Consider the following 26,885-nt stretch of genomic DNA (forward strand, 5'->3'; position numbering starts at 1 on the left):
GATGGCTTCAGATCGTAGCGGCCAACGCGGGCGTCGGCGGGGGATTTTTCAACGGCCTGCTAACAACGGCGCCGGCTCGTCCCGCCGGCTGGTGTCGGGCGGCGCGCTGGGCAGCCGGCTCGGCTTCCGCGGCGTCGAGGACCTCGGCGGCGGCCTGTCCGCGGTTTTTCGCCTGGAGCAAGGCATCAATCTGGACGATGGCACCCTGGGCCAGGGCGGCCGCGCATTCGGCCGGGAAGCCTCCGTCGGCCTGGCAAGCACCGCCTGGGGCACCGTGACGGCCGGGCGCCTGCCGACGCCCTACTACGTGGCCCAGTCCGGCGTCGACGCCTTCTCGTGGATGGGCAGCGGCGGGCATCTGGCCATCACGCGCAGCACCGACGCGACCCGCCAGCTGCTGCCCCTGGCCGTCAGCGCCCGCTTCGACAACGCGGTGGGCTACGTGACGCCCAGGCTGGGACCGCTGACGTTTCGCGCCATGGCCGCGGCCGGGGAGAATCAGCCCACCATTGGACGCGCCTACAGCGCCTCGGCGACCTACCGCAACGGTCCGGTCGACGCGGTGCTGGCCTGGGCACGACAGCAGGGCGCGGACAACGCGAACGGCCGGATCGACGCCGTCGTCGCCGGGGGCAGCTACGACTTCGGCGCCGCCAAGATCTTCGCGGGCTACACCGCGGAAAAGAACAGCTGCGGCACCTGCACCGGCGCGCTCGCCCGCGCCCAGGGCGTCACGGGCGCCGCGGCCAGCGAGTTCCGCCTGATCAACCTCGGGGCCCGCGTGCCCTTCGGTGCCTTCACCGCCATCGTGCAGGCCGTGCGGATTTCCGACCGCTCGGCCTACGCGGCGGCCACCGGCCAACGGGACGCCACATGGCTGGCCATCGGCGGCGAATACACGCTCTCCAAGCGCACGATGGCCTATGCCTCGCTGGGCGCGGTCGGCAACCAGAACGGCTCGCGCTACGCGCTGGGTTCCGGATCGGCCCAGCAGCCCGCAGGGCTCGGGGGAGCGGGCGACCACCGTTCCACCACGCTCACACTGGGCATGCGCCACGCGTTCTGAACAGACACGGCAGACGCCCAGGTCGTGCGCTCAGGCGCCTGCGTGGCGCAGGAGCGCCGCCGCATGTTGAATCAAACCAAGGACAGGCCATCGCCATGACTGAACCACAACCCGCCTACCAGACCGGCATGTGCAACGAGTTCGCCACCGAAGCCCTCCCCGGGGCGCTCCCCCATGGGCGCAACTCCCCGCAGCGCGCGCCGTACGGCCTGTACGCCGAGCAGCTCTCCGGCACGGCGTTCACCGCGCCGCGCCACGCCAACCGCCGCGCCTGGCTCTACCGCATCCGGCCTTCGACGCTGCACCATCCTTTCGCCCTCGTGGATGCGGGACGGTGGACGAGCCGGGCCGGCGACGGCCCCGTGACGCCCAACCAGCTGCGCTGGGACCCGCTTCCTATGCCCGAGCGGCCGACGGACTTCATCGAGGGCATGACGACGATGGCGTGCAACGCGTCCTGCGCGGTCCACCTCTATGCCGCCAACCGGTCGATGGAGACGCGGTTCCTGTACGACGCCGACGCGGAGCTGCTCCTCGTGCCCCAGGCTGGTCGCCTCGAGCTGGCAACGGAAATGGGCCGTCTGCAGCTCGAGCCCCAGGAGATCGCCGTGATCCCCCGGGGCGTGCGCTTCCAGGTGCGGCTGCTGGACGCCCAGGCGCGGGGCTACGTGTGCGAGAACTTCGGCGCCGCCCTCAAGCTGCCGGACCTCGGTGTCATCGGCTCCAACGGGCTGGCGAATCCCCGGGACTTCTGCACGCCGGTCGCGGCCTACGAAGACCGCGAAGGCGACTTCGAGCTGGTCGCGCGCTTCCAGGGAAACCTGTGGAGCGCGCGCATCGGCCACAGCCCGCTCGACGTGGTCGCCTGGCATGGCAACCACGCGCCCTACAAGTACGACCTGCGGCGGTTCAACACCATCGGCTCGATCAGCTACGACCATCCCGATCCGTCCATCTTCCTGGTGCTGCAGTCCGTCAGCGACACCCCGGGCGTCGACACCATCGACTTCGTGGTGTTCCCGCCGCGCATCCTCGTGGCCCAGAACACGTTCCGGCCGCCCTGGTACCACCGTAACGTCGCGAGCGAGTTCATGGGGCTGATCCACGGGGCCTACGACGCCAAGGCCGAGGGCTTCGTGCCCGGCGGCGCGTCCCTGCACAACTGCATGAGCGCGCACGGACCGGATGCCGACACCTTCGCCAAGGCCAGTGCCGCTGACACCTCCCGGCCGGACTACCTCACCGAGACGATGGCCTTCATGTTCGAGTCGTGCGACGTCTTCAGGCCGACGACGTTCGCCCTGGAGACCGCCCAGCTGCAGGAGGACTATTTCCGCTGCTGGCAGAACCTCGGGAAGCACTTCGATCCGGCGCGGCCATGACGCGGGTGAACGAAACCCACGCGCCGGACCTGCGCAGCTGGGTCGGGTCCGCGAACGAGGACACGACGGATTTCCCGATCCAGAATTTGCCCTTCGGCGTCTTCCGCCGGCGCGGCTCCTCCGGGCCGTTTGGGGGCGGCGTGGCCATCGGGGACCAGATCCTCGACCTGGCCGCCGCGGCCGCCAGCGGCGCACTCGCCGGCGATGCGCGGGATGCCGCGGTGGCCGCCTCGCGCAAGCGCCTCAACGACTTCATGGCCATGGGGCCCGCCGCGTGGTCGGCGCTGCGCCTGGCGCTCTCGCGCGCGCTGCGCACGGGAGCCACGGAGCGCGGCAGGTTGGAGGGATGCCTTCTTGCCCAGCGCTCGGCCGAATACGCCCTGCCCGCGGCCATCGGCGACTACACCGACTTCTACATCGGCATCCACCATGCCACCGCCGTCGGCCGGTTGTTCCGGCCGGACGCACCGCTGCTTCCGAACTACAAATGGGTTCCCATCGGGTACCACGGCCGCAGTTCCTCCGTGGTCGTCAGCGGCGAACCGATCTACCGCCCGCTCGGCCAGAGCAGGGCCGAGGCCGGCGACCCGGAATTCGGTCCGAGCAGGCGCCTGGACTACGAACTGGAGCTCGGTTTCCTGGTGGGCCCGGGCAACCGGCGCGGCGAGCCCATTGCCATCGGCAGCGCCGAGAGCCACCTGTTCGGGGTCGCGCTGTTCAACGATTGGTCGGCGCGCGACATCCAGCCCTGGGAGTACCAGCCGCTGGGGCCCTTCCTGTCCAAGAACTTCGGCAGCACGCTCGCCCCGTGGGTCGTGACATTTGAGGCGCTGGCGCCGTTCCGGGCCGCTTGTCCGCGTGCGCCCGGCGACCCCGAGCCATTGCCCTATCTGAATTCCGAACGGAACCGGGCCAGCGGCTCGGTCGATGTGCAGCTCGAGGTGCTGCTCCAGACCGAGGCGATGGCCCGGTCGGGCCTGCTGCCAGCGCGCCTGTCGCGCTCGAGCTTCGTGGAGGCCGCCTACTGGACCCCCGCCCAGCTCGTGGCCCACCACACGGTCGGCGGCTGCAACCTCGCGCCTGGCGACCTGCTCGGATCGGGCACGCTGTCCGGGCCACATCCAGAACAGGCCGGCTCGCTCCTCGAGCGGACTGCCGGTGGACGGCAGGCCATCGCCCTGCCCTCGGGCGAGCACAGAACCTTCCTGGAGGACGGCGACACCGTCATCCTGCGCGCCTGGTGCGAACGCAGCGGAGCGCGACGCATCGGCTTCGGCGCATGCGCCAGCACCATCCACGCGCCGAAGCGCGCACCCTAGCCTCGCCGCGCGCTGCCCTGCACTGCCAAGCTGGCACCCGGGCGCGTCCTGCAATTCAGCGGCGAGGCAGGTTGGGACACTCGCTGACCGGCGTCGTGTGCCCGGCCGCCAGGCGCTGCGCGCATGCCGGCGCGTGGTCGCAGAACGTGCACCGGACTTCCGCCGCCCGGGTCGCCGGCAGGTCGTCCTGGGTCCTTGCCGCCTGCACCTGACGCCGGGCGGTGAACTTCCGCAGTTCCAGCGCGCCGGGATGCCGGAGCCTCCACCACTCGGGTTGCAGGTTCAGCCACAGCAGCGTGGCCGCACCGCCAAGAAGCGTCAAAATCACGAGAATCCCCAGAAGCTTGTCCATGATCGTTCCTTTCTGCCATCGTCGGCGGATGCAGGCTGGGCGGCCCTGCAGGTTCTGCCGTCTCCGCAGGCGCAGGCGATTTTTTGTTAGTCGCCTAACTATTAATCTAGGCCTGCCGCGGCCGGCCGTCAACCGCCGCGGGCGGCGTCCTGGACGAATGTTGATCTCGCGCAAACCCGGACGCACCCGCGCCGCCCTCCGACGCGGGGGATCCGCGGGTACGGCCGGAAGCGATCCACCGCTGCGGCCCTCCTCTCCCGCCGGCGGATGTCGTGCGCCGCAGACCCATCCGCGCCCCGAGGCACATGCAGGTACGGCCGGGGCACATGGCCGGTCGCTCCACGCGCGGCGGCGCGGCCGCCAATGCGCAGCGGCGCTGGGATCCGAGCCGTCCCGGCCGCGTACTCAGCGCAGCATGCGTCCGTTGTGCGTCATCACCAGGATGTCGGCCACGTCGATGCCGCTGGCGATCTTTCCCTCGGTCGGCGCGGAGAAGGAGACGCCGCCGAGGGACACCCCCTGCATCGCGCGCAGGGTGGCCTGGAGCGCGGGGCGCGTCAGCCCGGGTGCGCGCCGCAGGCCTTCCAGCAGCACCTGCGCGTTGATGTAGCCTTCGAACGAACTGAGGGACAGCCGGTCGTAGTTCCGGGCCTTCATCGCTGCCTGGTATTCGCGCGCCAGGGGAAGCAGCGTCGCATAGGGGTTCGGCACGACGCTGGAGAAGGCCGTGCCAACCGCATCGGCGCCCACTTGCTCCCACACCGAGCGCTCATCGACCGTGGAAAGGCAGACCATCTGCGCCCACAGTTTCGTCGCCACCTTGGCGCGGATGGCGGCGATCCCGGTCGCGGTCACGCCACCGACCACTACTACGTCGGCGCCGCTGCGCTCGATGCTCCGCGCCTGCTCGGTGTAGTCGGTGGCGTCCCGCGCATAGGGCACGGCGGCGACGAGCGGCAGTCCCTGCGCCTTCAGCACCGACTCGAACTGCGCGCGGAACGCCGTGCCCGAGTTGTCGGTCGCGTGCAGCACGGCGAAGCGGCTCCGGCCAATGGTGGGAAACAACGCGGCGATCGCGCGGGTCTCCGCGTCGAACGTCGCTCGCACATGGGTGACGATCTCGGTCCCCGGGCGGCGGAATGCATCGTTTCCGTGCAGCACGCCGACGATCGGCACGCCCGCGCGGGTCGCCGCCGGAATGGCGGCGCCGATGATCGGGCCGCCGAACAAAGAGGTCACCGCGACGACGGATTCCCTTGCCGCCAGCGACCCGATGGCCTCGACGGTCTTCTCGGCCTGGTACCCGTTGTCGATGGCCAGGAGCTTGACGGGCTGCCCCCGGATCCCTCCAGCGCGGTTCGCCTGTTCGAGCGCTCCGTCCACGCCCTGCCTGATCATCTCGGCCTGGCGCGCCTGTCCTCCCTGCAAAGGAAGCAGCATCGCGATCTGGATCTCGCGCGCCGCCGCCCGCGCTCGGAACGGCAATCCGACGGCCGCCGCTGCGAGCACCCCTCCGATGCACGAAAAGGTGCGGCGCCGCGCTCGGTCGGTACCCGTAGGTTCAGTGTTCATTGTCTGCCTCTCTCCATCATTGGTGCGCGCGATCGGTGCCGCAGCCCCACGCCGGCCGGTCGCGCTGACTTTTTGCGAGGCGACTCTAAACACTTTGTCGCGCGCTTGATAGATTGAGTCTCAGTCAATGTGAGTCCGCCGCGCGGGTGCGACTTCCGCACGGACAGAGGCCTGCATCGCCGGGCGGGGTACTGCCCGCATGCGTCCTGCATCTCGCCGAGGGCGGCTGCGCCGCACCGGGCCATATGCGCCGAAAGGCCGTGGCCTGCAAGGCTGTCACCACGGACGGCCCGGCGGGCATCGGACACGCCGAGCCGGGCCGACCGGGCCTTCACGCCGGCCGGAGGACTTCGGAGACCGTCAGCCGCACCAGGTCCAGCGTGGTCTTCTGGACCTGCGTGGCGGGGCGTTGCAGGCTGGTCGCCAGGGACAGCGCTATGCGCAGCGGCGGCGCACCGATGACCTGGGCGCTGTAGGCAGAAGGAACAGGCGAATTGAGCAGCGCGTTGCGCGGCAGCACCGCGTACCCGGCCCCGTCGGCCACCATGTCCAGGATGGCGGCGACCCCGTCGATCTCCAGCGCGATCTCGGGCCGGCAGCCGATGAGCGCCATCTCGGCTTCCACGTGCATGCGGATCGCGTTGGGGCGCGAGGGAATGACCAGCGGCAGCCGCGCGAGCTCGGCGAGCGCGATGGGGCCGGGCGGCGGGTCCTCGGCCAGCCCGCGCGGGCGGGCGCGCACGAGCAGCAGATCCTCGTCCATGAGGTGCGACACATCCACATCGCGCACCGGCTGGCCGTTGTAGAGCACGACGATGTCCAGGCGACCGCTGACCAGTCCTCTCAGGAGTTCGCTCGAAAGCCCTTCGCTGATCGAGAGCCGAGCCTCCGGCAATTCCTTGCGGAAGGCGCGCATGAGCGGCACCGCCATCGCGCGCGCCACGCTGCTGGGCAGCCCGATGGCGACGGCGCCCGAGACGCCGCCGCGCAGGCGCTCCATGTCCTCCCGCGCCCGGGCCATCTGGTGCAGGATGCCCCGCCCATGGTCGACCAGCAACCGGCCCGCCTCCGTGGGCGTGACGCCGCGGCCATTGCGCACCAGCAGGTTCTGGCGCAGCTCCACCTCCAGCAGGCGCACCTGCCGGCTCAGGGCCGACTGGGCCATGCCGAGGGCCGCCGCGGCATGGGTGAAGCTGCCCATTTCGGCGACCCGCACAAAGTACTCGAGCTGCTTCAGATCCATCGACAAATGAGATATCTGGTAGACCAATCCGCCACTTCTTGTATAGCTGGAATTGCAGCAGAATACCCCAAAATACTTAGCCACCAAACAATCCTATGAATGCTCCGCTTCGTGGAATCTCCTCCATGGCCACCCGCCAGGTGTTGGCCGAGCTGCTGGCCGCCTACGAGCAGCAGACCGGCCAGCGCGCAGCCATCGAGGCCGTGGGCGGCGTGGACGCGGCCAAGCGGGTGCAGGCCGGCGAGGCTTTCGACGTGGTGGTGCTTGCCTCTGACGCCATCGACAAGCTCATCGCGGCCGGCGCCGTCGTGGCCGGCAGCAGGACCGACTGGGTGCGCTCCGGCGTGGCCGTGGCGGTGCGCGCGGGCGCGCCGCTGCCCGACATCGGCTCGGAAGACGCAGTGCGCAGTGCCGTGCTGGCCGCGCGCAGCATCAGCTATTCCACCGGCCCGAGCGGCGTGGCGCTGGCGAAACTGTTCGAGCGCTGGGGCATTGCCGACCAGGTGGCCGGCCGCATGGTGCAGGCCCCGCCCGGCGTGCCCGTGGGCTCCCTGGTGGCACGTGGCGATGTGGAGCTCGGCTTCCAGCAACTGAGCGAGCTGCTGCACGTGGAGGGCATCACCATCGTGGGCCCGCTGCCGCCTGCGATCCAGATCACCACCATTTTTTCATCGGGCGTCGCTGCCTCCAGCCAGCAGCCCGAGGCCGCCAAGGCGCTGCTCGACTTCTTCGCATCGCCAGCGGCGGCCGAAGCCAAGCAACGCCAGGGCATGGACCCTGCCTGAACCCGAACACCAAGATCCAAGGAGCACAACGCAATGAGCCTCATCATCGACTGCCATGGCCACTACACCACGGCACCCAAGGCGCTGGAGAACTGGCGCAACCAGCAGATCGCCGGCATCAAGGACCCGGCCGCCATGCCCAAGGTCGCCGATTTGCAGATCAGCGACGACGAGCTGCGCGAGTCCATCGAGACCAACCAGCTGCGCCTGATGAAGGAGCGCGGCAGCGACATCACGCTGTTCTCGCCGCGCGCCAGTTTCATGGCCCACCACATCGGCGACTTCAATGTCTCCAGCACCTGGGCGGCCATCTGCAACGAGCTGTGCCACCGCGTCTCCACCCTGTTCCCCGACAACTTCGTGCCCGTGGCCATGCTGCCGCAAAGCCCCGGGGTGGACCCCGCGACCTGCATCCCCGAGCTGGAAAAGTGCGTGAAGGAATACGGCGCGGTGGGCATCAACCTGAACCCTGATCCCTCGGGCGGTCACTGGACCAGCCCGCCGCTGACCGACAAGCACTGGTACCCCATCTACGAAAAGATGGTAGAGTACGACCTGCCCGCCATGATCCACGTGAGCACCAGCTGCAACGCGTGCTTCCACACCACCGGTGCGCACTACCTGAATGCCGACACCACGGCCTTCATGCAGCTGATCCAGGGCGACCTGTTCAAGGACTTCCCCACGCTCAAGTTCCTGATCCCGCACGGCGGCGGCGCGGTGCCTTACCACTGGGGCCGCTTCCGGGGCCTGGCGCAGGAGATGAAGAAGCCCCTGCTGCAAGAGCACCTGCTGAACAACGTGTTCTTTGACACCTGCGTGTACCACCAGCCCGGCATCGACCTGCTGAACACCGTGATCCCGGTGAAGAACGTGCTGTTCGCCAGCGAGATGATCGGCGCGGTGCGCGGCATCGACCCCACCACTGGCAACTATTACGACGACACCAAGCGCTACATCGAGGCGTCCAAAATTTTGAGCGCCGAAGACAAGCACCAGATCTACGAAGCCAACACGCGCCGCGTGTTCTCCCGACTCGACTCACGCCTGAAGGCAAAGGGGCTCTGACATGTTTGAACTTGGCGTTGTCTACCGCAACATCACCCGCGCCGACCGCGCAGCGGCCGACGGCCTGGCCGCCCTCGGCTCGGCCACCGTGCACGAGGCCATGGGCCGCGTGGGCCTGCTCAAGCCCTACATGCGCCCCATCTACAGTGGCCAGCAGGTCAGCGGCACGGCCGTCACCGTGCTGCTGCAGCCCGGCGACAACTGGATGATGCATGTGGCGGCCGAGCAAATCCAGCCCGGCGACATCGTGGTGGCGGCCGTCACCTCGGAGTGCACCGACGGCTACTTTGGCGACCTGCTGGCCACGTCCTTCCAGGCCCGTGGCGCACGCGCCCTCATCATCGACGCCGGTGTGCGCGACGTGAAGACGCTGCAGGAGATGAACTTCCCCGTGTGGAGCAAGGCCATCAGCAGCAAGGGCACCATCAAGGCCACGTTGGGCTCGGTCAACATCCCCGTGGTGTGCGCAGGTGCGTTAGTCACGCCGGGTGACGTGATCGTGGCCGACGACGACGGCGTGGTGTGTGTGCCCGCCGCCCGTGCAGCCGAGACGCTGGCCGCCGCACAGAAGCGCGAGAGCTTTGAAGGCGAGAAGCGCGCCAAGCTCGCCAGCGGCGTGCTTGGCCTCGACATGTACAACATGCGCCCTGGTCTGGAGAAGGCGGGCCTCAAGTACATCGACTGAGCGGTTTTTCAGCCTTTTGGGTTGCAAGCGCTAGTGAATCATGCGCTTGCAGCTATGCAATTTATAGCAAACAGTTTCTTCAGAAGATTCTTCTTTCCATGCGTTGTTCCGTGCCTCCCGTTTCCCTTTCCCGCCGTGCAGGCCTGGCCCTGGGCCTGGCGGCTGCGCTGGGCTGTGTGCCCCAGCTCGCCTCGGCGCAGGCGTTTCCGTCCAAGCCCGTGCGCATCATCACGCCCTTCCCGGTAGGCGGTGGGCCGGACGGCGTGGCCCGCCTGGTGGCTGAAAAACTGGGTCGCGCCTGGGGCCAGCCCGTGGTGGTCGAGAACCGCCCCGGTGGCAATGGCTTCATCGCCATCGACGCGTTCAAGCGCGGCGCCAAGGACGGGCATGACCTGATCGTGCTCGACAACGTGCACCTGGCGGCCTACCCCAGCCTGTTCAAGAAGCTGCCCTACGACACGGCCAAGGACTTCGACACACTGCTGCCGCTGTTCAAGACCTACTTCTTCTTCACCGTGGCCGCCAACAGCAGATACAAGGCCGTGAGCGACATCGTGGCCGACGCCAAGGCCAACCCTGGCAAGCTCAACTACGGCTCCTGGTCCATCGGCAACCCGGTGCACCTGGGCTCCGAGCTGTTTGAAAGCGCCACCGGTACGCAGATGGAGCACGTGCTCTACAAAGAGACCACGCAGCTCTACACCTCGGTCTCCACCGGCGAGCTGTCGTTTGCGCTGGGCAGTGCTGCCACCGCCGGGCCGCTGCAGCGCGCGGGCAAGCTGCGCTTTCTGGCCGTCACTGCGCCGCAGCGCCTGGCCAGCTTTCCGGACGTGCCCACCGTGGGCGAATCGGGTGGCCCCAAGGGCTTTGAGGTGACGGGCTGGAACGCCATTGCCGTGCCGCCCGGCCTGCCCGCTGCCGTGACCGACAAGATCCGCAAGGACATCGAGCAAGCCCTGTCGGGCGCCGATGTGCAGGAGAAGTTCAAGAGCTTTGGCTACGAGCCCTTCCCCACCACCCGCGCGCAGTTCACCCAGTTCGTTAAGGACGAGAGCCAGCGCTTTGGCGAGGTGATCAAGAAGGCCAACGTGTCCCTCGACTGACCCGCCCCCACCCAGCAACCAAGGACCCATGCCCATGAGCGAATTCACCAAGACCCCCGGCTGGCTGGACTGGTACGCCGGCCCCAGCAAACCCCGCTTCCAGGTGCCTGCAGGCGCGGTGGACGCGCACTGCCACGTGTTCGGCCCCGGGGCAGAGTTCCCCTACGCCCCCGAGCGCAAGTACACCCCCTGCGACGCCAGCAAGCACCAGCTGTACGCGCTGCGCGACCACCTGGGCTTTGCACGCAACGTGGTCGTGCAGGCCACCTGCCACGGTGCGGACAACCGCGCCATGGTGGATGCGCTGGTGCACTCCGGTGGCAAGGCGCGTGGCGTGGCCACCGTCAAGCGCTCGGTCACCGACCAGGAACTGCAGGCCATGCACGACGCCGGCGTGCGCGGCGTGCGCTTCAACTTCGTCAAGCGCCTGGTGGACTTCACGCCCAAGGACGAGCTGATGGAGATTGCCGCGCGCATCGCCAAGCTCGGCTGGCACGTGGTGATCTACTTCGAGGCGGTGGACCTGCCCGAGCTGTGGGACTTCTTCACCGCACTGCCCACCACCGTGGTGGTGGACCACATGGGACGCCCCGATGTGAGCAAGCCGGTGGACGGACCGGAGTTTGAGTTGTTCCTGAAGTTCATGCGCCAGCACCCCAATGTGTGGAGCAAGGTAAGCTGCCCTGAGCGCCTCAGCGTCACCGGACCCAAGGCGCTGAATGGTGAGCAGAACGCGTACCAGGACGTGGTGCCCTTTGCCCGCAAGGTGGTCGCAGAGTTCCCAGACCGCGTGCTGTGGGGCACCGACTGGCCGCACCCCAACCTCAAGGACCACATGCCCGACGACGGCCTGCTGGTCGATTTCATACCGCACATTGCACCCACGGCCGAGCTGCAACGCAAGCTGCTGGTGGGCAACCCGATGCGGCTGTATTGGCCCGAAGAAGTGGAGGTGAAGTAGCCATGGCGCTGGACAAACCCTATTTGGACGTGCCCGGCACGACCATCTTCGACGCGGAGCAAAGCCGCAAGGGCTACTGGCTCAACCAGTTCTGCATGAGCCTGATGAAGGCCGAGAACCGCGAGCGCTTCAAGGCCGACGAGCGCGCCTATCTGGACCAGTGGGCGATGACCGAGGAGCAGAAGCAGGCCGTGCTCGCACGCGACCTGAACCGCTGCATTGCGCTGGGCGGCAACATCTACTTTCTGGCCAAGATCGGCGCCACGGACGGCAAGAGCTTCCAGCAGATGGCGGGCAGCATGACCGGCATGACCGAAGAGGAATACCGCAACATGATGATCAACGGCGGCCGCAGCGCCGAGGGCAACCGCTTTGTGGGTGAAGACGGCGACGCGCAGGCGCACCGCCAGCCCCAAGGCAAGGCCCACCCCCTGCAACAGCCCCCCGAGGCAAAGAAGGCGAGCTGAGACCGACACCATGGCCAAAATCACCGCATCCGTTTTCACATCGCACGTGCCCGCCATTGGCGCCGCACTGGACCTGGGCAAGACGCAGGAAGACTACTGGAAGCCGCTGTTCGCGGGCTACGACTTCTCCAAGCAGTGGATGAAGGACAACAAGCCCGACGTGATCTTCCTGGTCTACAACGACCACGCCACCGCGTTCAGCCTGGACCTGATACCCACCTTCGCCATCGGCACGGCGGACAAGTACATGCCCGCCGACGAAGGCTGGGGCCCGCGCCCCGTGCCGCCGGTCATCGGCCACCCGGCGCTGGCGGCGCACATCGCGCAGTCCGTGATCCAGCAGGACTTTGACCTCACCATCGTCAACAAGATGGATGTCGACCACGGCCTCACCGTGCCGCTGTCGCTGATGTGCGGCCAGCAAGACCCGAAGACGGGCGCCTGGCCCTGCCCGGTGATTCCTTTTGCCGTCAACGTCGTGCAGTACCCCGTGCCCAGCGGCCGTCGCTGCTACAACCTGGGCCAGGCCATCCGCAAGGCGGTGGAGAGCTACGACGAAGACCTGAACGTGCACATCTGGGGCACGGGCGGCATGAGCCACCAGCTGCAGGGCCCGCGCGCGGGGCTCATCAACAAGGAGTTCGACAACGCCTTCCTCGACAAGCTCATCAGCGATCCCGAGGCCGCCGCCAGCATCCCGCACATCGACTACGTGCGCGAGGCGGGCAGCGAAGGCATCGAGCTGGTGATGTGGCTCATCGCGCGCGGCGCCATGGCCGATGTGGCCGGTGGCAAGCCGCCGAAGGTGGCGCACCGCTTCTACCATGTGCCCGCGTCCAACACCGCCGTGGGCCACCTGATTCTTGAGAACACGTAAAAAACCCGCCAAAGGACACACACCATGACCATCAAAGTCGCACTCGCAGGCGCTGGCGCCTTCGGCATCAAGCACCTGGACGGCATCAAGAACATCGACGGCGTCGAAGTCGTTTCCCTCATCAGCCGCGACCTGGCCAAGACCCAGGAAGTGGCCGACAAGTACGGCATCAAGCACGTCACCACCGACCTGGCCGACAGCCTGGCCATCAAGGAAGTGGACGCCGTGATCCTGTGCACGCCCACGCAGATGCACGCCAGCCAGACCCTCGCCTGCCTGGAAGCGGGCAAGCACGTGCAGGTCGAGATCCCGCTGTGCGATGTGCTGGCCGATGGCGAGAAGGTTGTCGCCCTGCAAAAGCAGACCGGTCTGGTGGCCATGTGCGGCCACACCCGCCGCTTCAACCCCAGCCACCAGTACGTGCACAAGAAGATCCAGGCTGGCGAGTTCAACATCCAGCAGATGGACGTGCAGACCTACTTCTTCCGCCGCACCAACATGAACGCGCTGGGCCAGCCGCGCAGCTGGACGGACCACCTGCTGTGGCACCACGCTGCCCACACGGTGGACCTGTTCGCCTACCAGGCGGGCAGCCCGATCGTGAAGGCCAACGCGATCCAGGGCCCGATTCACAAGGAGCTGGGCATCGCGATGGACATGAGCATCCAGCTGCAGGCAGCCAACGGCGCCATCTGCACGCTCAGCCTCTCGTTCAACAACGACGGCCCGCTGGGCACCTTCTTCCGCTACATCGGCGACACCGCCACCTACATCGCGCGCTACGACGACCTGGTGCAGTCGCACAGCAAGGGCCCCGAGACGCCGGTGGACGTGAGCCAGGTCGACGTGAGCATGAACGGCATCGAGCTGCAGGACCGCGAGTTCTTCGCCGCGATCAAGGAAGGCCGGGAGCCCAATGCCAGCGTGGCACAGGTCCTGCCGTGCTACCAGGTGCTGAACGGCCTGGAACGGCAACTCAACTGAGTCCGCGCCATTTGGCACTGTATCGTTTCCACTGCCTGCACGGCAAGCGCCGCGGGCGTTCTTCCTGGGAGAAGCGCAATGCAGACACGCACCCTCGGCCCATTCGAAGTCAGCGCCATCGGTCTGGGCTGCATGAACCTCTCGCACGCCTACGGCGCGCCCGTCTCCGCCGACACGGGTGAGCGCGTGCTGCTGGCGGCGCTGGATGCCGGCGTGACGCTGTTCGACACGGCGGCGCTGTACGGCTTCGGTGCCAACGAGGAGTTGGTGGGCCGCGTCCTCCGGCCCCATCGCCAGCGCATCACCCTGTGCAGCAAGGGCGGCATGGCCGGCGTGAAGGGCGAGGACGGCGTGACGCGCCGCGTGATCGACGGCCGCCCCGCCACGCTGCGCAGCAACTGCGAGGACAGCCTGCGCCGCCTGGGCACCGACGTGATCGACCTGTACTACCTGCACCGCTGGGACAAGCAGGTGCCCATCGAGGACTCGGTGGGCGAGCTGTCGCGGCTGGTCGCGGCAGGCAAGGTGCGGGCCATCGGCCTGTCGGAGGTCTCCGCCGCCACATTGCACCGCGCGCACGCCGTGCACCCCGTCGCCGCCGTGCAGACCGAGTACTCGCTGTGGACGCGCAACCCGGAGATCGCGGTGCTCGACGCGTGCCGCGAGCTGGGCGCGGCCTTCGTTGCCTTCAGTCCCCTGGCGCGCGGCTTCCTCTGCGGCGAACTCGTGGACGTGGGTGCGCTCCACGAGAAGGACATCCGCCGCGCCATGCCGCGCTTCGCGCCCGAGGCCTACGCGGCCAACCTGAAGCTGCTGGACGGCTACCGCAGGATCGCGCGGGACGCGGGCTGCACCCCGGCACAGCTGGCCCTGGCCTGGCTGCTGCACCAGGGCGGCCACATCGTCCCCATTCCCGGCACCACGAGCGTGGAACACCTGCTGGACGACCTGGGCGCCGCCAACATGCGGCTGCACGCCGCGGTGATCGAGCGGCTGAACGTTCTGATCAACGAACTTACCGTGGTCGGCCAGCGCTACAGCGCGCAGAGCGCGAACGAGGTCGACACCGAAGCCTTCTGAACCGCGAAGGCCCCTGGCGTCCGCGAGCCCGCCTTCGCGGTGTTGCGGGCGCCCTGCTGCCGGTTCCACACGGTGCGAGGGCAGGAATGCCCAGGCGCGAGGTTGTGAGGTTCACCCCGCCCTCCTCCGGCGGTCGGGCCGCGCCCCGGACCGCGTCAGGGTGCTCCGGCGCGGGCCAGCAGGCGGCCGTAGCCTGGAACCCCCGGCAGCGCGCCAAGCTTGCGCATGCAGTACCAGGCCACCGCCGTGTTGCTCGTGACGACGGGCCGTCCCAGGGAACGCTCCAGGGCCTCGATGGTCTCGGCCGTCCGCACGGTGGTGCAACTGAGGACGTATGCGTCCGCCCGCGCATGGGCATGGCGCGTGGCGAACGCATGCCACGCCTGCGGCGCGATGGCCATCATCTCGCGGCCGGTGCGGCAATCCAGGCCGGCGTTGCCGAGGATCTCGAATCCATGCTCGGCGAAGTAAGCCGCCTCCCGGTCATTGACGGCCGCCGTGTACGGGGAGAGCAGCACCACGCGCCGCGCGGGCAGGGCCTGCAGTGCCGCCACCAGGGCCTGCGACGTGGCCACGCAGGGCAGCCCAGTCGCGGACTGGATGCGCGCGAGAATCGACGCCTCCAGCTCGGTGCTGTAGGTCGACACGGCGGTGCAATGGAACACCACGATGTCGACGCCCGCGTCCGCGAGCAGCTCGGCCGCCGGCTCGACATCCCGGGCCATGCCCAGCAGGCTCGCCTCCGAACTGTCCACGAGCTTCAGCCGCGTGACCGCGATGGCGATGTCGGCGGGAAGCATCGCGCGCAGTTGCGGCTCGGCGGCCTGGTTCACGGAGGGCAGCAGCACGCCGATGCGCCCGCCCGATCCGTAGTCGAGTGCTGGGGCGGTCATGCCGATGCGCCCTTCAGTTCAGCTTGAGCCCGAGCTCCTTGATCAGGGGCGCGTACTTGGCGGTCTCCCGCCGGATGGTCTCGTCCATCTCCTCGGGCGTGGTGCCCGCCGTCTCCAGGCCGAACACCATGAGCTGGTCCCTCACTTCCTTGCGCTGCACGACCTCCACGACGTCCTTGTGGATCTTGTCGATGATCGCCCGCGGCGTGCCGGCGGGCGCGGACAGTGCATTCCACATCAACAGCTCGTAGCCCTTGAGCCCGGCCTCCGCCAGCGTCGGCACGTCGGGCAAGGCCGCGGAGCGGACCGGGCCTGTCGTGGCCAGCGCGCGGATCTTCCCGGACTGGATGTGCGGGACATTGGCCGCGATGCCGTCGAAGGCGACCTCGACGTCCCCCGAGAGCATTCCCTTCACCACCTCCGAGGCGCCGCGGTACGGCACCTGGACCAGCTTGACGCCGCTTTGCCGCGTGAACATCTCGCCCGCGAGCTGCGTGGACGTGGTGCTGGAGCCGTAGTTGATGCTGCCGGGCTGGGCCCGGGCGGCGGCCACCAGGTCGGCCACCGTCCTGAAGGGCGTCCGTTCGGTTGCGGTGAGCACCAGGGACTGGCGGGCGACGATCGAAATGGACGCGAAGTCCTTGATCGGATCATAGGGCAGCCGCGAATACAGCGCCGGGTTCAGCGTGTAGGTCGAATCCAGGGGCATGAACAAGGTGTACCCGTCGGGCGCGGCGCGGGCGGCCTCCTGCGCCGCGATCAGCGTGTTGGCCCCGCCCTTGTTGTCGACGACGACGGGTTGGCGCCACTTTTCGGACAGGCGTTGCGCGATCGCGCGGCCCAGCACGTCGGCGGGACCGCCGGCCGGGAACGGAACGATCAGCCGCACCGGCCTGGCGGGGAAGCCGGTCGCGGCCTGCGCCTGCGCCGCGGCGGGCAGGACCGGCAGCAGCATCGGGACGAGCAGCGCGGCACGCTGCGCCGCTCGGCGCAGCAGATGGAACATGGGCATGGCGGTCTCCTCTTTCTTGTGATCGCAGGGGGTCGGCGGCGCCGGAGCGGGCCGCTCAGAAACCGTACAGCTGCTCGGGGTTGCGCACCAGGATCTGGCGGCGCTGCGCTTCGTCGGGCACCCACGTCAGCATCTGGTCCAGCAGGTCCGTGGTGTTGGGCATCTCGCCCTTGAACGAGACGTGCGGCCAGTCGCTGGCCCATACCAGGCGATCCGGCCGGGCGGCCAGCAACGCCTGGACGTAGGGCACCATGTCCTCGTAGGGCGGAGGCAGCGCCGACATCCGGTAGCCGCAGGACAGCTTGACCCAGCATCGCCCGGTGTTCACCAGCCGCAGCAGCGCCTGGAAGCCCGGCTGCCCCACGCCGTCTCCGGGCCTGAGCGAGCCCATGTGGTCGATCACGACGTCGGTGGGCAGTTCGCGCAGGGTGGGCTCCATCTCGGCCAGCGGAGCTCGGCCCTGGTCATCCATGACGTGGAGCTGCACATGCCAACCCAGGCGGGCGATGCGCGCCGCCAGCGCGGGCATCTCGGCCAGCGGGACGGCACCTGCATGGCCGATGTTGTAGCGCACTCCCCGCACGCCGGCCTCGTGCAGGCGGTCCAGTTCGGTCTCCTGCACGTCGGACCGCAGCGCGACGATGACGCGCGCCGGCCGGCCCAGCTCGGCCACCGCCTCCAGGTGCCGCCGGTTGTCGGTGCCATAGCCGCTGGGCTGCACGAGCACCAGACGCTCGACGCCCAAGGTGTCGTGCAATGCGCGCAGCTGCGCGGGCAAGGCGTCGGGCACATCGAAGGCGCGCGTCGCGGCCACCGGATAGCGGTCGGCGGGGCCGTAGACATGCACATGGCAATCCGCGGTCCCCGGCGGACAGACCAGCCGGGGCTTGCGGGGAGCGGGATCGGGAGGCTGGCACCGCGGAATTTCCGCCGAGGCTCGCGCGCTCGTTGCAGGCGAGGGGCCGCTCATTCGAAGATCCGATCCTTGTGCAGCACCACCGGCACTTCCTTGTTCTTCTCGGAATAGCCATCGAAGGGCCTGCCCTCCAGGTCGATGCGCGCGAGCACGTCGCTGTCGGGGTCGATGTGCGCGCCGATGCGCAGCATGACGAGTTCCTCCCCGTCCTCCTTGGCATGGAACCAGTAGAAGGTGCCGGACGGCAACAAGACGCAGTCGTTCCTGCCGACCTCGCGCGTCTCGCCATTCGGCCCGTGGAACACCGCGCCGCCCTGCAGGATGACGAACACGTGGTCCTCGTTCGAATGCGCGTGGATCTCGTTCTCGCCACCGCTCGCGTATGTCTTGAGCACCACGTTCATGTAGCGCGACGCGCCAAGGACCTGGTTGGTGCGGCCCTGCTTGGGCAACTGGGCCCGGATGTGGAAGAAGCTGGGCTGGCCTGGCTTGTCCAGGCGCACCATCTCCGCGCGCCACTCCGCGGCGCTGTTGACGATCGGCGCGAAGCTGTGGGTGGAACTGTTCGTGGTCATGGTGAATCTCCTTCGTGAATATCAATCGATCCTGATGCCGGCTTCTGCGATGACGGGACGCCACCTCGCGGCCTCCGAGGCGATGAAGCTGCGCAGCGCCTGCGGCGTGCTGGCGTCGGCCAGCAGCCCGGCGCCCAGGAGCTTCTCCTGCACATCCTTGGACGCGAGGGCCTGCGTCAGCGCGCGGTTGAGCTCATCCACCACCGCCGCGGGCGTGCCCTTGGGCGCCAGCAGCGCCATCCACACGTCGATGTCGGGCAGCTTGACCCCCACCTCGGCCATCGATGGCACACCGGGCAGCGTGGGGATGGGCTTGGCGCTCAGGCGCGCGAGCGGCCGCAGCGTGCCCTTCTCGAAATGGGGCATGGCGGTCGTGATGCCGTCGATGGTGAAGGTGACGTCCTTGGTCAGCAGGCTCTGGGTCGTGCCCGCGCTGCCCTTGTAGGGCACCGAGACCACCTCCTTGCCCAGCGTGCGCTTGAGCAGCTCTCCGGAGAGCTGGGACGTGAAGGTGCCGAAGCCATAGCTCATTGCGGCGGGGCCGGCCTTGGCCTGCGCGACCAGCACCTGCATGGACTGGGGACCGGCCTGGTGGGTCATGACCACCAGGGGCGTGGTGGCGACCTTGCCGATCGGTTCGAAGTCCTTGACGGGATCGTAGGGCAGCTTGGCATAGAGGTACTGGTTCATCACCAGCGTGTTGTCGATGGCCATCAGCAGCGTGTAGCCGTCCGGCGCCGCCTTCGCGACCGCATCGGCGCCGATGATGGTGTTGGCTCCGGGCTTGTTGTCCACCACCATCGGCTGGCGCATCAGTTCGCCCATGCGCTGCCCGACGACACGGGCCAGCAGGTCGGTGGGACCGCCGGCCGGGAACGGCACGATCATCCGGATCGGCCGGCTGGGATAGTCACGGGAAGCTAGTGCTTGTGCGTGCGCCGGAAGGGCGGCGCACGTGAGCGACACGGCGAGGGCCGCGGCGACCTGGAATGTCTTCATGGGGTGTCTCCTGGGCGGTTGTCGATATCCGCGATTCGTTGTCGCGGACGCTTGTTGACCGCTGTCAATTCTGGTGGGCCGGCGCGCCCGCGGCAACGCAGGCTGGCCTATTCGCTGTATCGAAGAAATGAATTCGCCAGGATCCGCGCCCCTCATAGGTCTGAACCGTCGCCAGTGGTGGTCAACCCAGCAGAGGCGTGGCGCCTCCAGGGGCATGGCCCATGGGGTCGCACCACGCGCCGCACGGCCGACGGCAGGCAGTGTGGTCGCCATTGAGTGCAGGCGCGGCCGCACGAATCGCAGTTCGCGCTCGACATCACCGCAGGCCGGCTCCGTCCTCCGGAGATCCTGGTCCGGCCCTCGCCCGCCGCGCTTGCCTGGCAGTTGGCGATCGCATCCGCATCGCTGAGCACCTGGCCGACGCGCAACGAGAGGTTCAATTCGAGAAGACGGCGTCGCTCAAAGCCTGGGCGGCGCGGGCGGTGCGGCACGCGCCTGCGCATCCAACGGCGCCGGGGACCGGGGACCGGCGATCCGGGCGAGTCCACGTTCAGTGACTGCACCGGCGGGGCGACGGGCCCTTGGCCGCGGCGCGGGCACGGCACGCCACCGCGCGAGCCGATCAGCGCAGCGCGGCCGCTCCGAGGCCCGGCTCCAAGCGGCCCACGGGCCGCTCGGTGCACCACGCTGAGCGCACGGCCTTCTGCCGCCCGCGCCGGGCGGTCGACCTGGACTGGCGCGGTGGGCGATGCCCTGGCCCACCTTCTCGGCGCGTTCCGCGGGCAGGTGCCCGTGCACAAAAAAGGCGCCGGGTTGCCCCGGCACCAAACCTTGGAGATAACAATGCAAGAGGGTCCCGGCGTCCCGCCCCCGCAGCCCGTCGCGGAGTTGCGGCGACGCGGCGCCGGTCGCCATCATCAGAAGTTGTGACGGACCCCCATGTAGATGTTGCGGGAGCTGCCACTGGCCGAGCCGACCAGCGTGGCCGGCGCCTGGGCGGTGCCGGTGCCCAGCACGTACTGCGACCCGTTCTTGTTGCTGATTCGTCCCACGCCGAAATACAGGCGCGTCCGCTTGGACAGGTCGTAGTCCCCGCCGAGCGCAATCCAGTTCGCGTCCCGGTTGCCCGTGACCGCGGTGTAGTCGGACCGGTCGTTGACGCGGGTGAACTGGGCAACGGCCGTGAACTGCCCGAACGGCACGCGCACGCCGACGTTGGTCAGCCTGAACTCGCTCGTCGAGGCACCCGGCAGCCGCGCGATGGCTCCGGTGCAGGTCACGCAGGAGTTCTTCTCCACCGTCATGCCCAGGAAGAACTTGGCAAAGCGCGCGTCGTAGGAGCCGCCGACCACCATGGCGGAAACCTTGCCTGAGGCGTCGTCCGACCCCTCCTGACGCTGGTAGCCCGCATTGAGGTCGAAGCCACCGGTTTGGTAGCGCGCGGAGGCACCGTACCCACGGCCGATCGTCGTCGACTTCTCGCCGAAGGAGTACTGGGCGCGGAGCTCGACGCCGCCCCAGCGCGGAGACACGTAGTTGACCGCGTTGTCCTGCCGCGCCGCGACCGCCATGGGCAGCACCTGGCGCTGCGTGGTCGGGTTGATGTTCCTGGTGAGCGCCAGCAGGCCACCCGCGCCTTCCCAGACAAAGGCATCCACATTGCTTTGCACCATGTAGTAGGGATTGGGGATCCGGCCCATCTGCAGCGTGCCAAACCGTGCATCGCTCAGGCCGACCGACGCTTCGCGCCCGAACCCGCGGCCGCCTTGGCCGAGCGTGCCATCATCGAGGTTGATGCCCATCTCGAGGCGGAAGACCGCAGCCAGCCCTCCGCCCAGGTCCTCAACGCCGCGAAAGCCCAGGTTGCTGCCCGCGCTGCCCCCGTGATCAGCCGATTGACGCTGCCGCCTCCCGAACGCGGCGAGTCCACGCCTGCATCTGCGCGCCCATAGATGGTCACGCTGCTCTGCGCATTGGCTGCACCGCAGACGCATAGCAGCACGGCACATGCGACCGCATGCTTGGCCATTCCGTTCATAGTTGTCTCCTTCGTTGACTTTTGGGGCTTTGCCCCGCTTCCTCTTCTTCACATTGCGCCTGGCGTCTCATGGGAAAGCTCCACGCGCAGCCCGCCAAAGACCACATCACCCGATGACTCGCAGGTTCATCGTGGCTCCTCCGGCCTGGAAAGTATAGATAGCCGCCTAATTATTTTGATAGTCAACTAAGTAAATATCCCAGGTAAAAAACGGGCGGTTGTGGCAGACGTGCGACGCTTTATTGGGCCGACTCGGCAGCGGCCGCGGAACACTGGCAGAGACCATCGTCGACAGCATCGGAACCAACCCGGATTGATTGGATGATCAATGCCTCGCGACGAGCCCACCAGCGTCCCATCGGGCACAGATCCCGTTGCCGCGGCAAGGAGCGAGCCTGATCGGACAGGGGACATCGCCGATGTCCGACCGATGGGTGCACCAGTCAGCGAGCCGGTCGCGGGCCCGCCTCTGCCCGCCTTTCAGGGGCACGCAGGCAGGTCGGCCAGCAGCGCTCTTCCAATTCCCACGCGCCGCTTATCGGGCCATCGCCGGCCCCGTGCCGATGCGCGAGACCTTGGGCTCCGCGCAGCGCCTCACGGACACGCGGCCCGATGGGCAGGGCAGCATGGCGTCTTCGCCAATGCGCGCGAGGTGCGATGAAAGCCGGGCCCATTGGCCACGCGGCTGACCGCGAACCAATTGACGCGAACAGCATAGGCAGCGGGCGGTGCCGGTTGAACCATCGATCAACATCGAGATGGACCCTAGCTCGCCATGCCGGCTGCCGAGCCGTATTGCTGCCTTCATAGGTTGACCGCGCATTCAAGCTTGATGCACATCAACCTTGTTCCTAGCATTCGGTTCTTCTTAGGGCACGTGTAGTTGCCTGCAACCGGAGACACCATGAAGAATCCATCCAGCCCCACGCGGCGCTCGCTGCTCGCGGCCGCCACCATGCTCGCCGCAGGCTTCGGCCACGTGGCCATCGCGCAGGAGAACTACCCCGCCAAGCCTGTCACCCTCGTCGTGCCCTTCACACCCGGCGGTAGCAACGACGTCGTCGCCCGCGTGATTGGCCAGCGGCTCAGCCAGATCTGGAACCAGCCGGTCATCGTGGACAACAAGGCAGGCGCTGCCGGAAGCATCGGGACCGACCATGTGGCCAAGGCCCCTGCGGATGGCTACAAGCTGCTGATCACCAACAACAACACCATGTCCATCAATCCGGTGCTGTTGCCCAACACGCCGTACGTCGTCGCGCGCGACTTCGCCCAGGTCACGCAGCTCGGCGTGGTGCCTGTCGTGCTGGTCGTGAACGCGAACGTGAAGGCGACGACCGTGAAGGAGCTGGTGGATCTCGCGAAGGCCGCTCCGGGCAAGCTGACCTATGCCTCGTCGGGCTCCGGCAGCCCGCAGCATCTGTCCGCTGAGCTCTTCAAGGCAATGACGGGCACCGACATCACCCACATCCCCTACAAGGGCGCTGCGCCTGCCATCACGGACATGCTGGCCGGCCAGGTCGACCTGCAGTTCGGCGCCATCAACTCGCTGCTGCCGCACATCCGCACAGGGAAGCTGCGCGCACTTGCCGTGGGCGGCACCCGGCGCGCCTCCCTGCTGGCCGATGTCCCGACGATGGCCGAAGCGGGCCTGCCCCAGTACGACAGCGAGATCTGGCTCGGCTTGGCGGCGCCCGCAGGGACACCTGCGGCGGTCATCAAGCGGATCAACGCCGATGTCACCAAGATCCTGAACGAGCCCGAGGTGAAGGAGAAGCTCGCCGAGCAGGGTATCGAGACGCGGCCGAGCACGCCGCAGGAGATGACCAAGCTCGTCGAGAAGGACACCGCGCGGTGGGCGAGCGTCATCAAGAGCGCGGGCATCAAGGCCGATTGAGCGGAGCACCCATTGAATTCGAAGCAAGCCATTCCTTTGCGCCGCGACATTCCCGCAGCGGGCGCCGGCGCCGGCAGCCTGTGGGCCAGCGACGCCATCGCGGAGATGATCCGCGCGCTCGACATCCCCTATGTCCTCCTGAACCCCGGGTCGAGCTTCCGCGGTCTGCACGACAGCCTGGTGAACCACCTCGGCAACATCGACCCGCAGATGCTGGTCGTGCTCCATGAGGAGCATGCCGTCGCGATCGCCCATGGCTACGCGAAGGTCGCCGGAAAGCCGCTGGCGGCGATCGTTCACAGCAACGTGGGCCTGATGCACGCGTCCATGGCGATCTTCAACGCCTGGGTGGACCGCGTGCCCGTGTTGGTCCTGGGCGCGACGGGCCCGGTCGATGCGGCCAAGCGGCGCCCCTGGATCGACTGGATGCACACCGCGCAGGACCAGGGCGCGCTGGTGCGCGACTTCAGCAAGTGGGACGCGCAGCCGGCTTCCGTCGCCGCGTCGTACGAGGCGCTGCTGCGGGCCAAGCAGATCGCGCTGACCGCACCCGCCGGCCCCACCTACGTGTGCTTCGATGTCTCGCTGCAGGAGACGCGCATCGATGCGATCCCGGCGCTGCCGGACGTCAGCCGCTACCAGGTTCCCTCCCCCGCCGTGCCGGGCAGCGATGAGCTGGCCAGAGCCGCAGCGCTGCTGTCCTCCGCGGCCCGCCCGGTCATTCTGATGGGGCGGGTCTCCAGGTCTAGCGAGGGCTGGCGCCAGCGCATCGAGCTGGCCGAGAAGCTGAATGCGCAGGTCCTTACGGACCTGCGCGCCGGCGCATCGTTCCCCACCGACCATCCGCTGCACGCGGCCGTGCCGGGCGTCTTCCTGACCCCGGACGCGGCCGCCACGCTGCGCGCCGCCGACGTCGTGCTGAGCCTGGACTGGTACGACCTGAACGGCACGCTGCAGCAGGCGTGGCGCAACGAGAGCGTCGGCGCCAAGGTGATCCAGGTCTCGCTCGACCACTACAGCCACCGGGGCTGGAGCATGGACCACCAGGGCCTGCCGCCGGTGGACGTGTTCATGCCGGTGGAGCCGGACGTCGCCGTGCCCCTTCTCTGCGCTGCCTGCACCGAGCGCCCTTCGGCCCTCCAGGCCCCGAAGAGCCCGATGGCCATGCCCCCGGTTCCGCAAGACGGGACGATCAGCATCGCGATGGTCGCCGACGCCCTGCGCCGGGCCGCGGGCACGCAGCCCATCACCCTGATCCGTGTGCCACTGGGCTGGAGCGGCGAGATGGGCCACTTCCGCGATCCGCTGGACTACCTGGGCATGGACGGCGGCGCCGGCATCGGCTCCGGGCCGGGCATGGCCGTCGGCGCCGCGCTGGCGCTGCGTGGAACCGACCGACTGCCCGTGCTGATGACCGGCGACGGCGACTACCTGATGGGCATGACAGCACTGTGGACCGCCGCCAATGCTGGCGTTCCCCTGCTCACCATCGTCTGCAACAACCGGTCGTTCTTCAACGACGAGCTGCACCAGGAGCGGGTGGCCCGCGATCGCGACCGCCCGGTGCAGAACCGGTGGATCGGGCAGCGCATCGGAGATCCGGACCCCGATCTGGCCGCGCTCGCGCGCGGGCTCGGGCTGCAGGGCCTCGGACCGACGGACAGCCCGTCGGAGCTCGACGAGGTCCTGGCCCGCGCCGTCGCTGCGGTGCGCGATGGAGCGACCGTCGTCGTCGACGTGCACGTCACGCCGGGCTACAGCGCCGCGATGGCCTCCGGCATGACCCGCTCCCATGAGGACCAGGAAGGAGGCCAGCCATGACAGCGGCCCCCATCGTCCTGCCGGACAGCGGCGACCTGAGCCCCTACGTCCAGCGAGTCCTGCCCCGGTCGAGCGGGCTGTTCTGGGACGGCCGCTGGCATGAAGGAGCGGACCAGGCGATCGCGACCTTCAACCCGTCCACGGGCGAGCGTCTGGCCGACGTGACCTCGGCGGGTTCGGCGGAGGTCGACGCCGCGGTCGCCTCGGCGAAGGCCGCCTTCCCGGCCTGGGCCGAGACCCCGCCCCTGCAGCGCGCGGCGCTGCTGCGGGAGGCCGCGCGCCGCGTGCGGCTGCATTCGCGGGAACTGGCGCTGCTGGACGCCGCCAACTGCGGCAATCCCGTGCGCGCCATGCAGATGGACGCGGAGATCGCGGCCACCCAGCTGGACTATTTCGCGGGGCTGGTGCTCGAGATCAAGGGCGAGACCATCCCGACCGCGAACGGCGCGCTGAACTACGAGGGTGTGCAGAATTTTGTGTAAACGGACAATCCACCGCCGGCGTAAGCCGGCCTGTCCGTAAGCACAATGAACACCAAGAAACACGACGTACCCGAAGAACTGCTGTCTGGCCTGCTGGCCAACTACAAGAAGCCCGAAGACCTCATCGGCGAGAACGGTCTGCTCAAGCAACTTACCAAGCTGCTGGTCGAGCGAGCCCTGGACGCTGAGCTGACTGAGCACCTGGGCCATGAACGCAACGAGGCGGTGGCCAACCCCGCTGGCAACACCCGCAACGGCAAGAGCAAGAAGACCCTCAAGGGCGAGTTCGGCGAATTGCCCATCGAAGTGCCACGCGACCGCCATGGCAGCTTCGAGCCTCAGCTCATCCCCAAGCACCAGACCCGCTGGGCCGGCTTCGACGACAAAATCATCTCGCTGTACGCCCGTGGCATGACGGTGCGCGAGATACAGGCCCACCTCGAAGAGATGTACGGCACCGAGGTCTCACCCAGCCTGATTTCCTCGGTGACAGATGCCGTGGCCGACGAGGTCAAGGCCTGGCAGGCCCGACCGCTGGAGCCGATTTATCCCATCGTCTATCTGGACTGCATCCATGTGAAGGTGCGCGAGGGCGCGGTGCGGGTCAAGGCGGTGTACCTGGCCATCGGCATCACCATGACGGGCGACAAGGAGGTGCTGGGCCTGTGGCTGGCCCAGACCGAGGGCGCCAAGTTCTGGCTGCAGGTGGTCACCGAGTTGCGCAACCGGGGCGTGCAGGACATCTTCATCGCCTGCGTCGATGGGCTCAAGGGCTTCCCTGACGCCATTGAGGCCGTCTTTCCCAAGGCGGTGGTGCAACTATGCATCGTTCACATGGTGCGCCACAGCCTGAACTACGTCTCATGGAAGCGCCGCAAAGAGGTGGCTGCCGACCTGCGCCGCATCTACACGGCCGCCACCGCCGAGGAGGCCGAGCTGATGCTCGGGGAATTCGAGGAGCGCTGGGATGCCGAGTACCTGCCCATTGGCCAGTCCTGGCGCAGGAACTGGAGCCGACTCATCCCGTTCTTTGACTACCCGCCGGAAATCCGCAAGGTCATCTACACCACCAACGCCATCGAGTCGGTGAACATGGGCCTGAGGAAGCTGACCAAGAACCGGGGCTCATTCCCCAGCGATGAGGCGCTGAGCAAGCTGTTCTACCTGGCCCTGCGCAACATCAGCCAGAAGTGGACCATGCCCATCCGGGATTGGAAGGCTGCGCTGACCCGCTTTACCATTCAGTTCGGAGACCGCATCTCCGTCAACTGAAGTCCGAACCGTTTACACAAAAATTCGGACACGCCC

The 26,885-nt window shown here is 68.0% G+C and carries 25 protein-coding genes and 1 pseudogene; 16 read left to right on the forward strand and 10 right to left on the reverse strand.

Annotated elements, in window-relative coordinates:
* From BV908_RS19125 to fahA, 3 genes are all read left to right on the forward strand, one after another.
* On the forward strand, nucleotides 1-1,066 hold a 1,066-nt coding region (locus BV908_RS19125; RefSeq protein WP_103738937.1), incomplete at its 5' end, for a porin.
* Nucleotides 1,067-1,161: 95 nt separating this feature from the next.
* Nucleotides 1,162-2,448 (forward strand): homogentisate 1,2-dioxygenase, encoded by a 1,287-nt coding sequence (gene hmgA / locus BV908_RS19130; RefSeq protein ID WP_026062256.1) that lies wholly within the window; start codon nucleotides 1,162-1,164, stop codon nucleotides 2,446-2,448.
* Nucleotides 2,445-3,767, forward strand: coding sequence for a fumarylacetoacetase (gene fahA / locus BV908_RS19135; protein ID WP_017404927.1), 1,323 nt, complete (start codon nucleotides 2,445-2,447; stop codon nucleotides 3,765-3,767). Before hmgA ends, fahA begins: the two co-directional genes overlap by 4 nt.
* A gap of 55 nt (nucleotides 3,768-3,822) precedes the next feature.
* On the opposite strand, the gene BV908_RS19140 is transcribed toward fahA, so the two are convergent.
* From BV908_RS19140 to BV908_RS19150, 3 genes are all read right to left on the reverse strand, one after another.
* Nucleotides 3,823-4,119, reverse strand: a complete 297-nt coding sequence (locus BV908_RS19140; RefSeq protein ID WP_017404926.1) for a hypothetical protein — start codon at nucleotides 4,117-4,119, stop codon at nucleotides 3,823-3,825.
* 405 nt (nucleotides 4,120-4,524) lie between these two features.
* A complete protein-coding gene (locus BV908_RS19145; protein WP_026062255.1) occupies nucleotides 4,525-5,691 on the reverse strand; it encodes an ABC transporter substrate-binding protein in 1,167 nt (388 codons plus the stop codon).
* A 331-nt stretch (nucleotides 5,692-6,022) separates the two neighbouring features.
* A complete protein-coding gene (locus tag BV908_RS19150) occupies nucleotides 6,023-6,934 on the reverse strand; it encodes a LysR substrate-binding domain-containing protein (protein WP_017404924.1) in 912 nt (303 codons plus the stop codon).
* A 125-nt stretch (nucleotides 6,935-7,059) separates the two neighbouring features.
* Here BV908_RS19150 and BV908_RS19155 point away from each other — a divergent pair, with 125 nt between their 5' ends.
* From BV908_RS19155 to BV908_RS19195, 9 genes are all read left to right on the forward strand, one after another.
* Nucleotides 7,060-7,719: a substrate-binding domain-containing protein gene (locus BV908_RS19155; protein WP_017404923.1), complete on the forward strand. Its 660-nt coding sequence runs from the start codon at nucleotides 7,060-7,062 to the stop codon at nucleotides 7,717-7,719.
* 33 nt (nucleotides 7,720-7,752) lie between these two features.
* Nucleotides 7,753-8,787, forward strand: a complete 1,035-nt coding sequence (locus BV908_RS19160) for an amidohydrolase family protein (protein ID WP_103738938.1) — start codon at nucleotides 7,753-7,755, stop codon at nucleotides 8,785-8,787.
* A gap of 1 nt (nucleotide 8,788) precedes the next feature.
* Entirely contained in the window at nucleotides 8,789-9,472 is a 684-nt protein-coding gene (ligK, locus tag BV908_RS19165) for a 4-carboxy-4-hydroxy-2-oxoadipate aldolase/oxaloacetate decarboxylase (RefSeq protein ID WP_015016178.1), read from the forward strand.
* Between the two features lie 98 nt (nucleotides 9,473-9,570).
* Nucleotides 9,571-10,575: a tripartite tricarboxylate transporter substrate binding protein gene (locus tag BV908_RS19170; RefSeq protein ID WP_103738939.1), complete on the forward strand. Its 1,005-nt coding sequence runs from the start codon at nucleotides 9,571-9,573 to the stop codon at nucleotides 10,573-10,575.
* Nucleotides 10,576-10,609: 34 nt separating this feature from the next.
* Nucleotides 10,610-11,536, forward strand: coding sequence for an amidohydrolase family protein (locus BV908_RS19175; RefSeq protein WP_103738945.1), 927 nt, complete (start codon nucleotides 10,610-10,612; stop codon nucleotides 11,534-11,536).
* A 2-nt stretch (nucleotides 11,537-11,538) separates the two neighbouring features.
* Nucleotides 11,539-12,003 carry a protocatechuate 4,5-dioxygenase subunit alpha gene (ligA, locus tag BV908_RS19180; RefSeq protein ID WP_103738940.1) on the forward strand — a complete coding sequence of 155 codons (465 nt, stop codon included), beginning with the start codon at nucleotides 11,539-11,541 and terminating at the stop codon, nucleotides 12,001-12,003.
* A gap of 10 nt (nucleotides 12,004-12,013) precedes the next feature.
* A complete protein-coding gene (locus tag BV908_RS19185) occupies nucleotides 12,014-12,880 on the forward strand; it encodes a class III extradiol dioxygenase subunit beta (protein ID WP_103738941.1) in 867 nt (288 codons plus the stop codon).
* Nucleotides 12,881-12,904: 24 nt separating this feature from the next.
* Entirely contained in the window at nucleotides 12,905-13,864 is a 960-nt protein-coding gene (locus BV908_RS19190) for a Gfo/Idh/MocA family oxidoreductase (RefSeq protein ID WP_103738942.1), read from the forward strand.
* A gap of 78 nt (nucleotides 13,865-13,942) precedes the next feature.
* Nucleotides 13,943-14,944: an aldo/keto reductase gene (locus BV908_RS19195; protein ID WP_017404468.1), complete on the forward strand. Its 1,002-nt coding sequence runs from the start codon at nucleotides 13,943-13,945 to the stop codon at nucleotides 14,942-14,944.
* A gap of 155 nt (nucleotides 14,945-15,099) precedes the next feature.
* Here BV908_RS19195 and BV908_RS19200 read toward each other — a convergent pair whose 3' ends face one another.
* The 7 genes and pseudogenes from BV908_RS19200 to BV908_RS22980 form a co-directional block, all read right to left on the reverse strand.
* Nucleotides 15,100-15,837: an aspartate/glutamate racemase family protein gene (locus tag BV908_RS19200; RefSeq protein WP_017404467.1), complete on the reverse strand. Its 738-nt coding sequence runs from the start codon at nucleotides 15,835-15,837 to the stop codon at nucleotides 15,100-15,102.
* A 13-nt stretch (nucleotides 15,838-15,850) separates the two neighbouring features.
* The gene (locus tag BV908_RS19205) at nucleotides 15,851-16,849 is read right to left on the reverse strand and encodes a tripartite tricarboxylate transporter substrate binding protein (RefSeq protein WP_067512061.1); all 999 of its coding nucleotides are present in this window, start codon (nucleotides 16,847-16,849) and stop codon (nucleotides 15,851-15,853) included.
* A gap of 55 nt (nucleotides 16,850-16,904) precedes the next feature.
* Nucleotides 16,905-17,696 (reverse strand): amidohydrolase family protein, encoded by a 792-nt coding sequence (locus tag BV908_RS19210; RefSeq protein ID WP_103738943.1) that lies wholly within the window; start codon nucleotides 17,694-17,696, stop codon nucleotides 16,905-16,907.
* Nucleotides 17,697-17,815: 119 nt separating this feature from the next.
* Nucleotides 17,816-18,340: a cupin domain-containing protein gene (locus tag BV908_RS19215; protein WP_086929070.1), complete on the reverse strand. Its 525-nt coding sequence runs from the start codon at nucleotides 18,338-18,340 to the stop codon at nucleotides 17,816-17,818.
* Nucleotides 18,341-18,361: 21 nt separating this feature from the next.
* Entirely contained in the window at nucleotides 18,362-19,339 is a 978-nt protein-coding gene (locus BV908_RS19220) for a tripartite tricarboxylate transporter substrate binding protein (protein ID WP_157896844.1), read from the reverse strand.
* 917 nt (nucleotides 19,340-20,256) lie between these two features.
* A complete protein-coding gene (locus BV908_RS19225) occupies nucleotides 20,257-21,201 on the reverse strand; it encodes a porin (RefSeq protein WP_348639068.1) in 945 nt (314 codons plus the stop codon).
* A gap of 50 nt (nucleotides 21,202-21,251) precedes the next feature.
* Nucleotides 21,252-21,377, reverse strand: a pseudogene (locus BV908_RS22980) (porin); the annotation flags it as partial.
* Between the two features lie 904 nt (nucleotides 21,378-22,281).
* Between BV908_RS22980 and BV908_RS19230 the strand changes: the two are divergent.
* Genes BV908_RS19230 through BV908_RS19245 form a run of 4 tightly spaced genes read left to right on the forward strand, consistent with a single transcriptional unit; the run spans nucleotide 22,282 to nucleotide 26,849 of the window.
* The gene (locus BV908_RS19230) at nucleotides 22,282-23,274 is read left to right on the forward strand and encodes a tripartite tricarboxylate transporter substrate binding protein (RefSeq protein WP_246867547.1); all 993 of its coding nucleotides are present in this window, start codon (nucleotides 22,282-22,284) and stop codon (nucleotides 23,272-23,274) included.
* A gap of 12 nt (nucleotides 23,275-23,286) precedes the next feature.
* On the forward strand, nucleotides 23,287-25,095 hold the full coding sequence (locus BV908_RS19235) for a thiamine pyrophosphate-binding protein (protein ID WP_059400360.1): 1,809 nt from the start codon (nucleotides 23,287-23,289) through the stop codon (nucleotides 25,093-25,095).
* The gene (locus BV908_RS19240) at nucleotides 25,092-25,577 is read left to right on the forward strand and encodes an aldehyde dehydrogenase family protein (protein ID WP_103738944.1); all 486 of its coding nucleotides are present in this window, start codon (nucleotides 25,092-25,094) and stop codon (nucleotides 25,575-25,577) included. Before BV908_RS19235 ends, BV908_RS19240 begins: the two co-directional genes overlap by 4 nt.
* A 45-nt stretch (nucleotides 25,578-25,622) precedes the next feature.
* Nucleotides 25,623-26,849, forward strand: a complete 1,227-nt coding sequence (locus tag BV908_RS19245; RefSeq protein ID WP_103738104.1) for an IS256 family transposase — start codon at nucleotides 25,623-25,625, stop codon at nucleotides 26,847-26,849.
* Nucleotides 26,850-26,885 lie beyond the last annotated feature (36 nt).

It is taken from the genome of Diaphorobacter sp. LR2014-1 (genome assembly GCF_002916785.1).
Lineage (GTDB): Bacteria > Pseudomonadota > Gammaproteobacteria > Burkholderiales > Burkholderiaceae_C > Diaphorobacter > Diaphorobacter nitroreducens.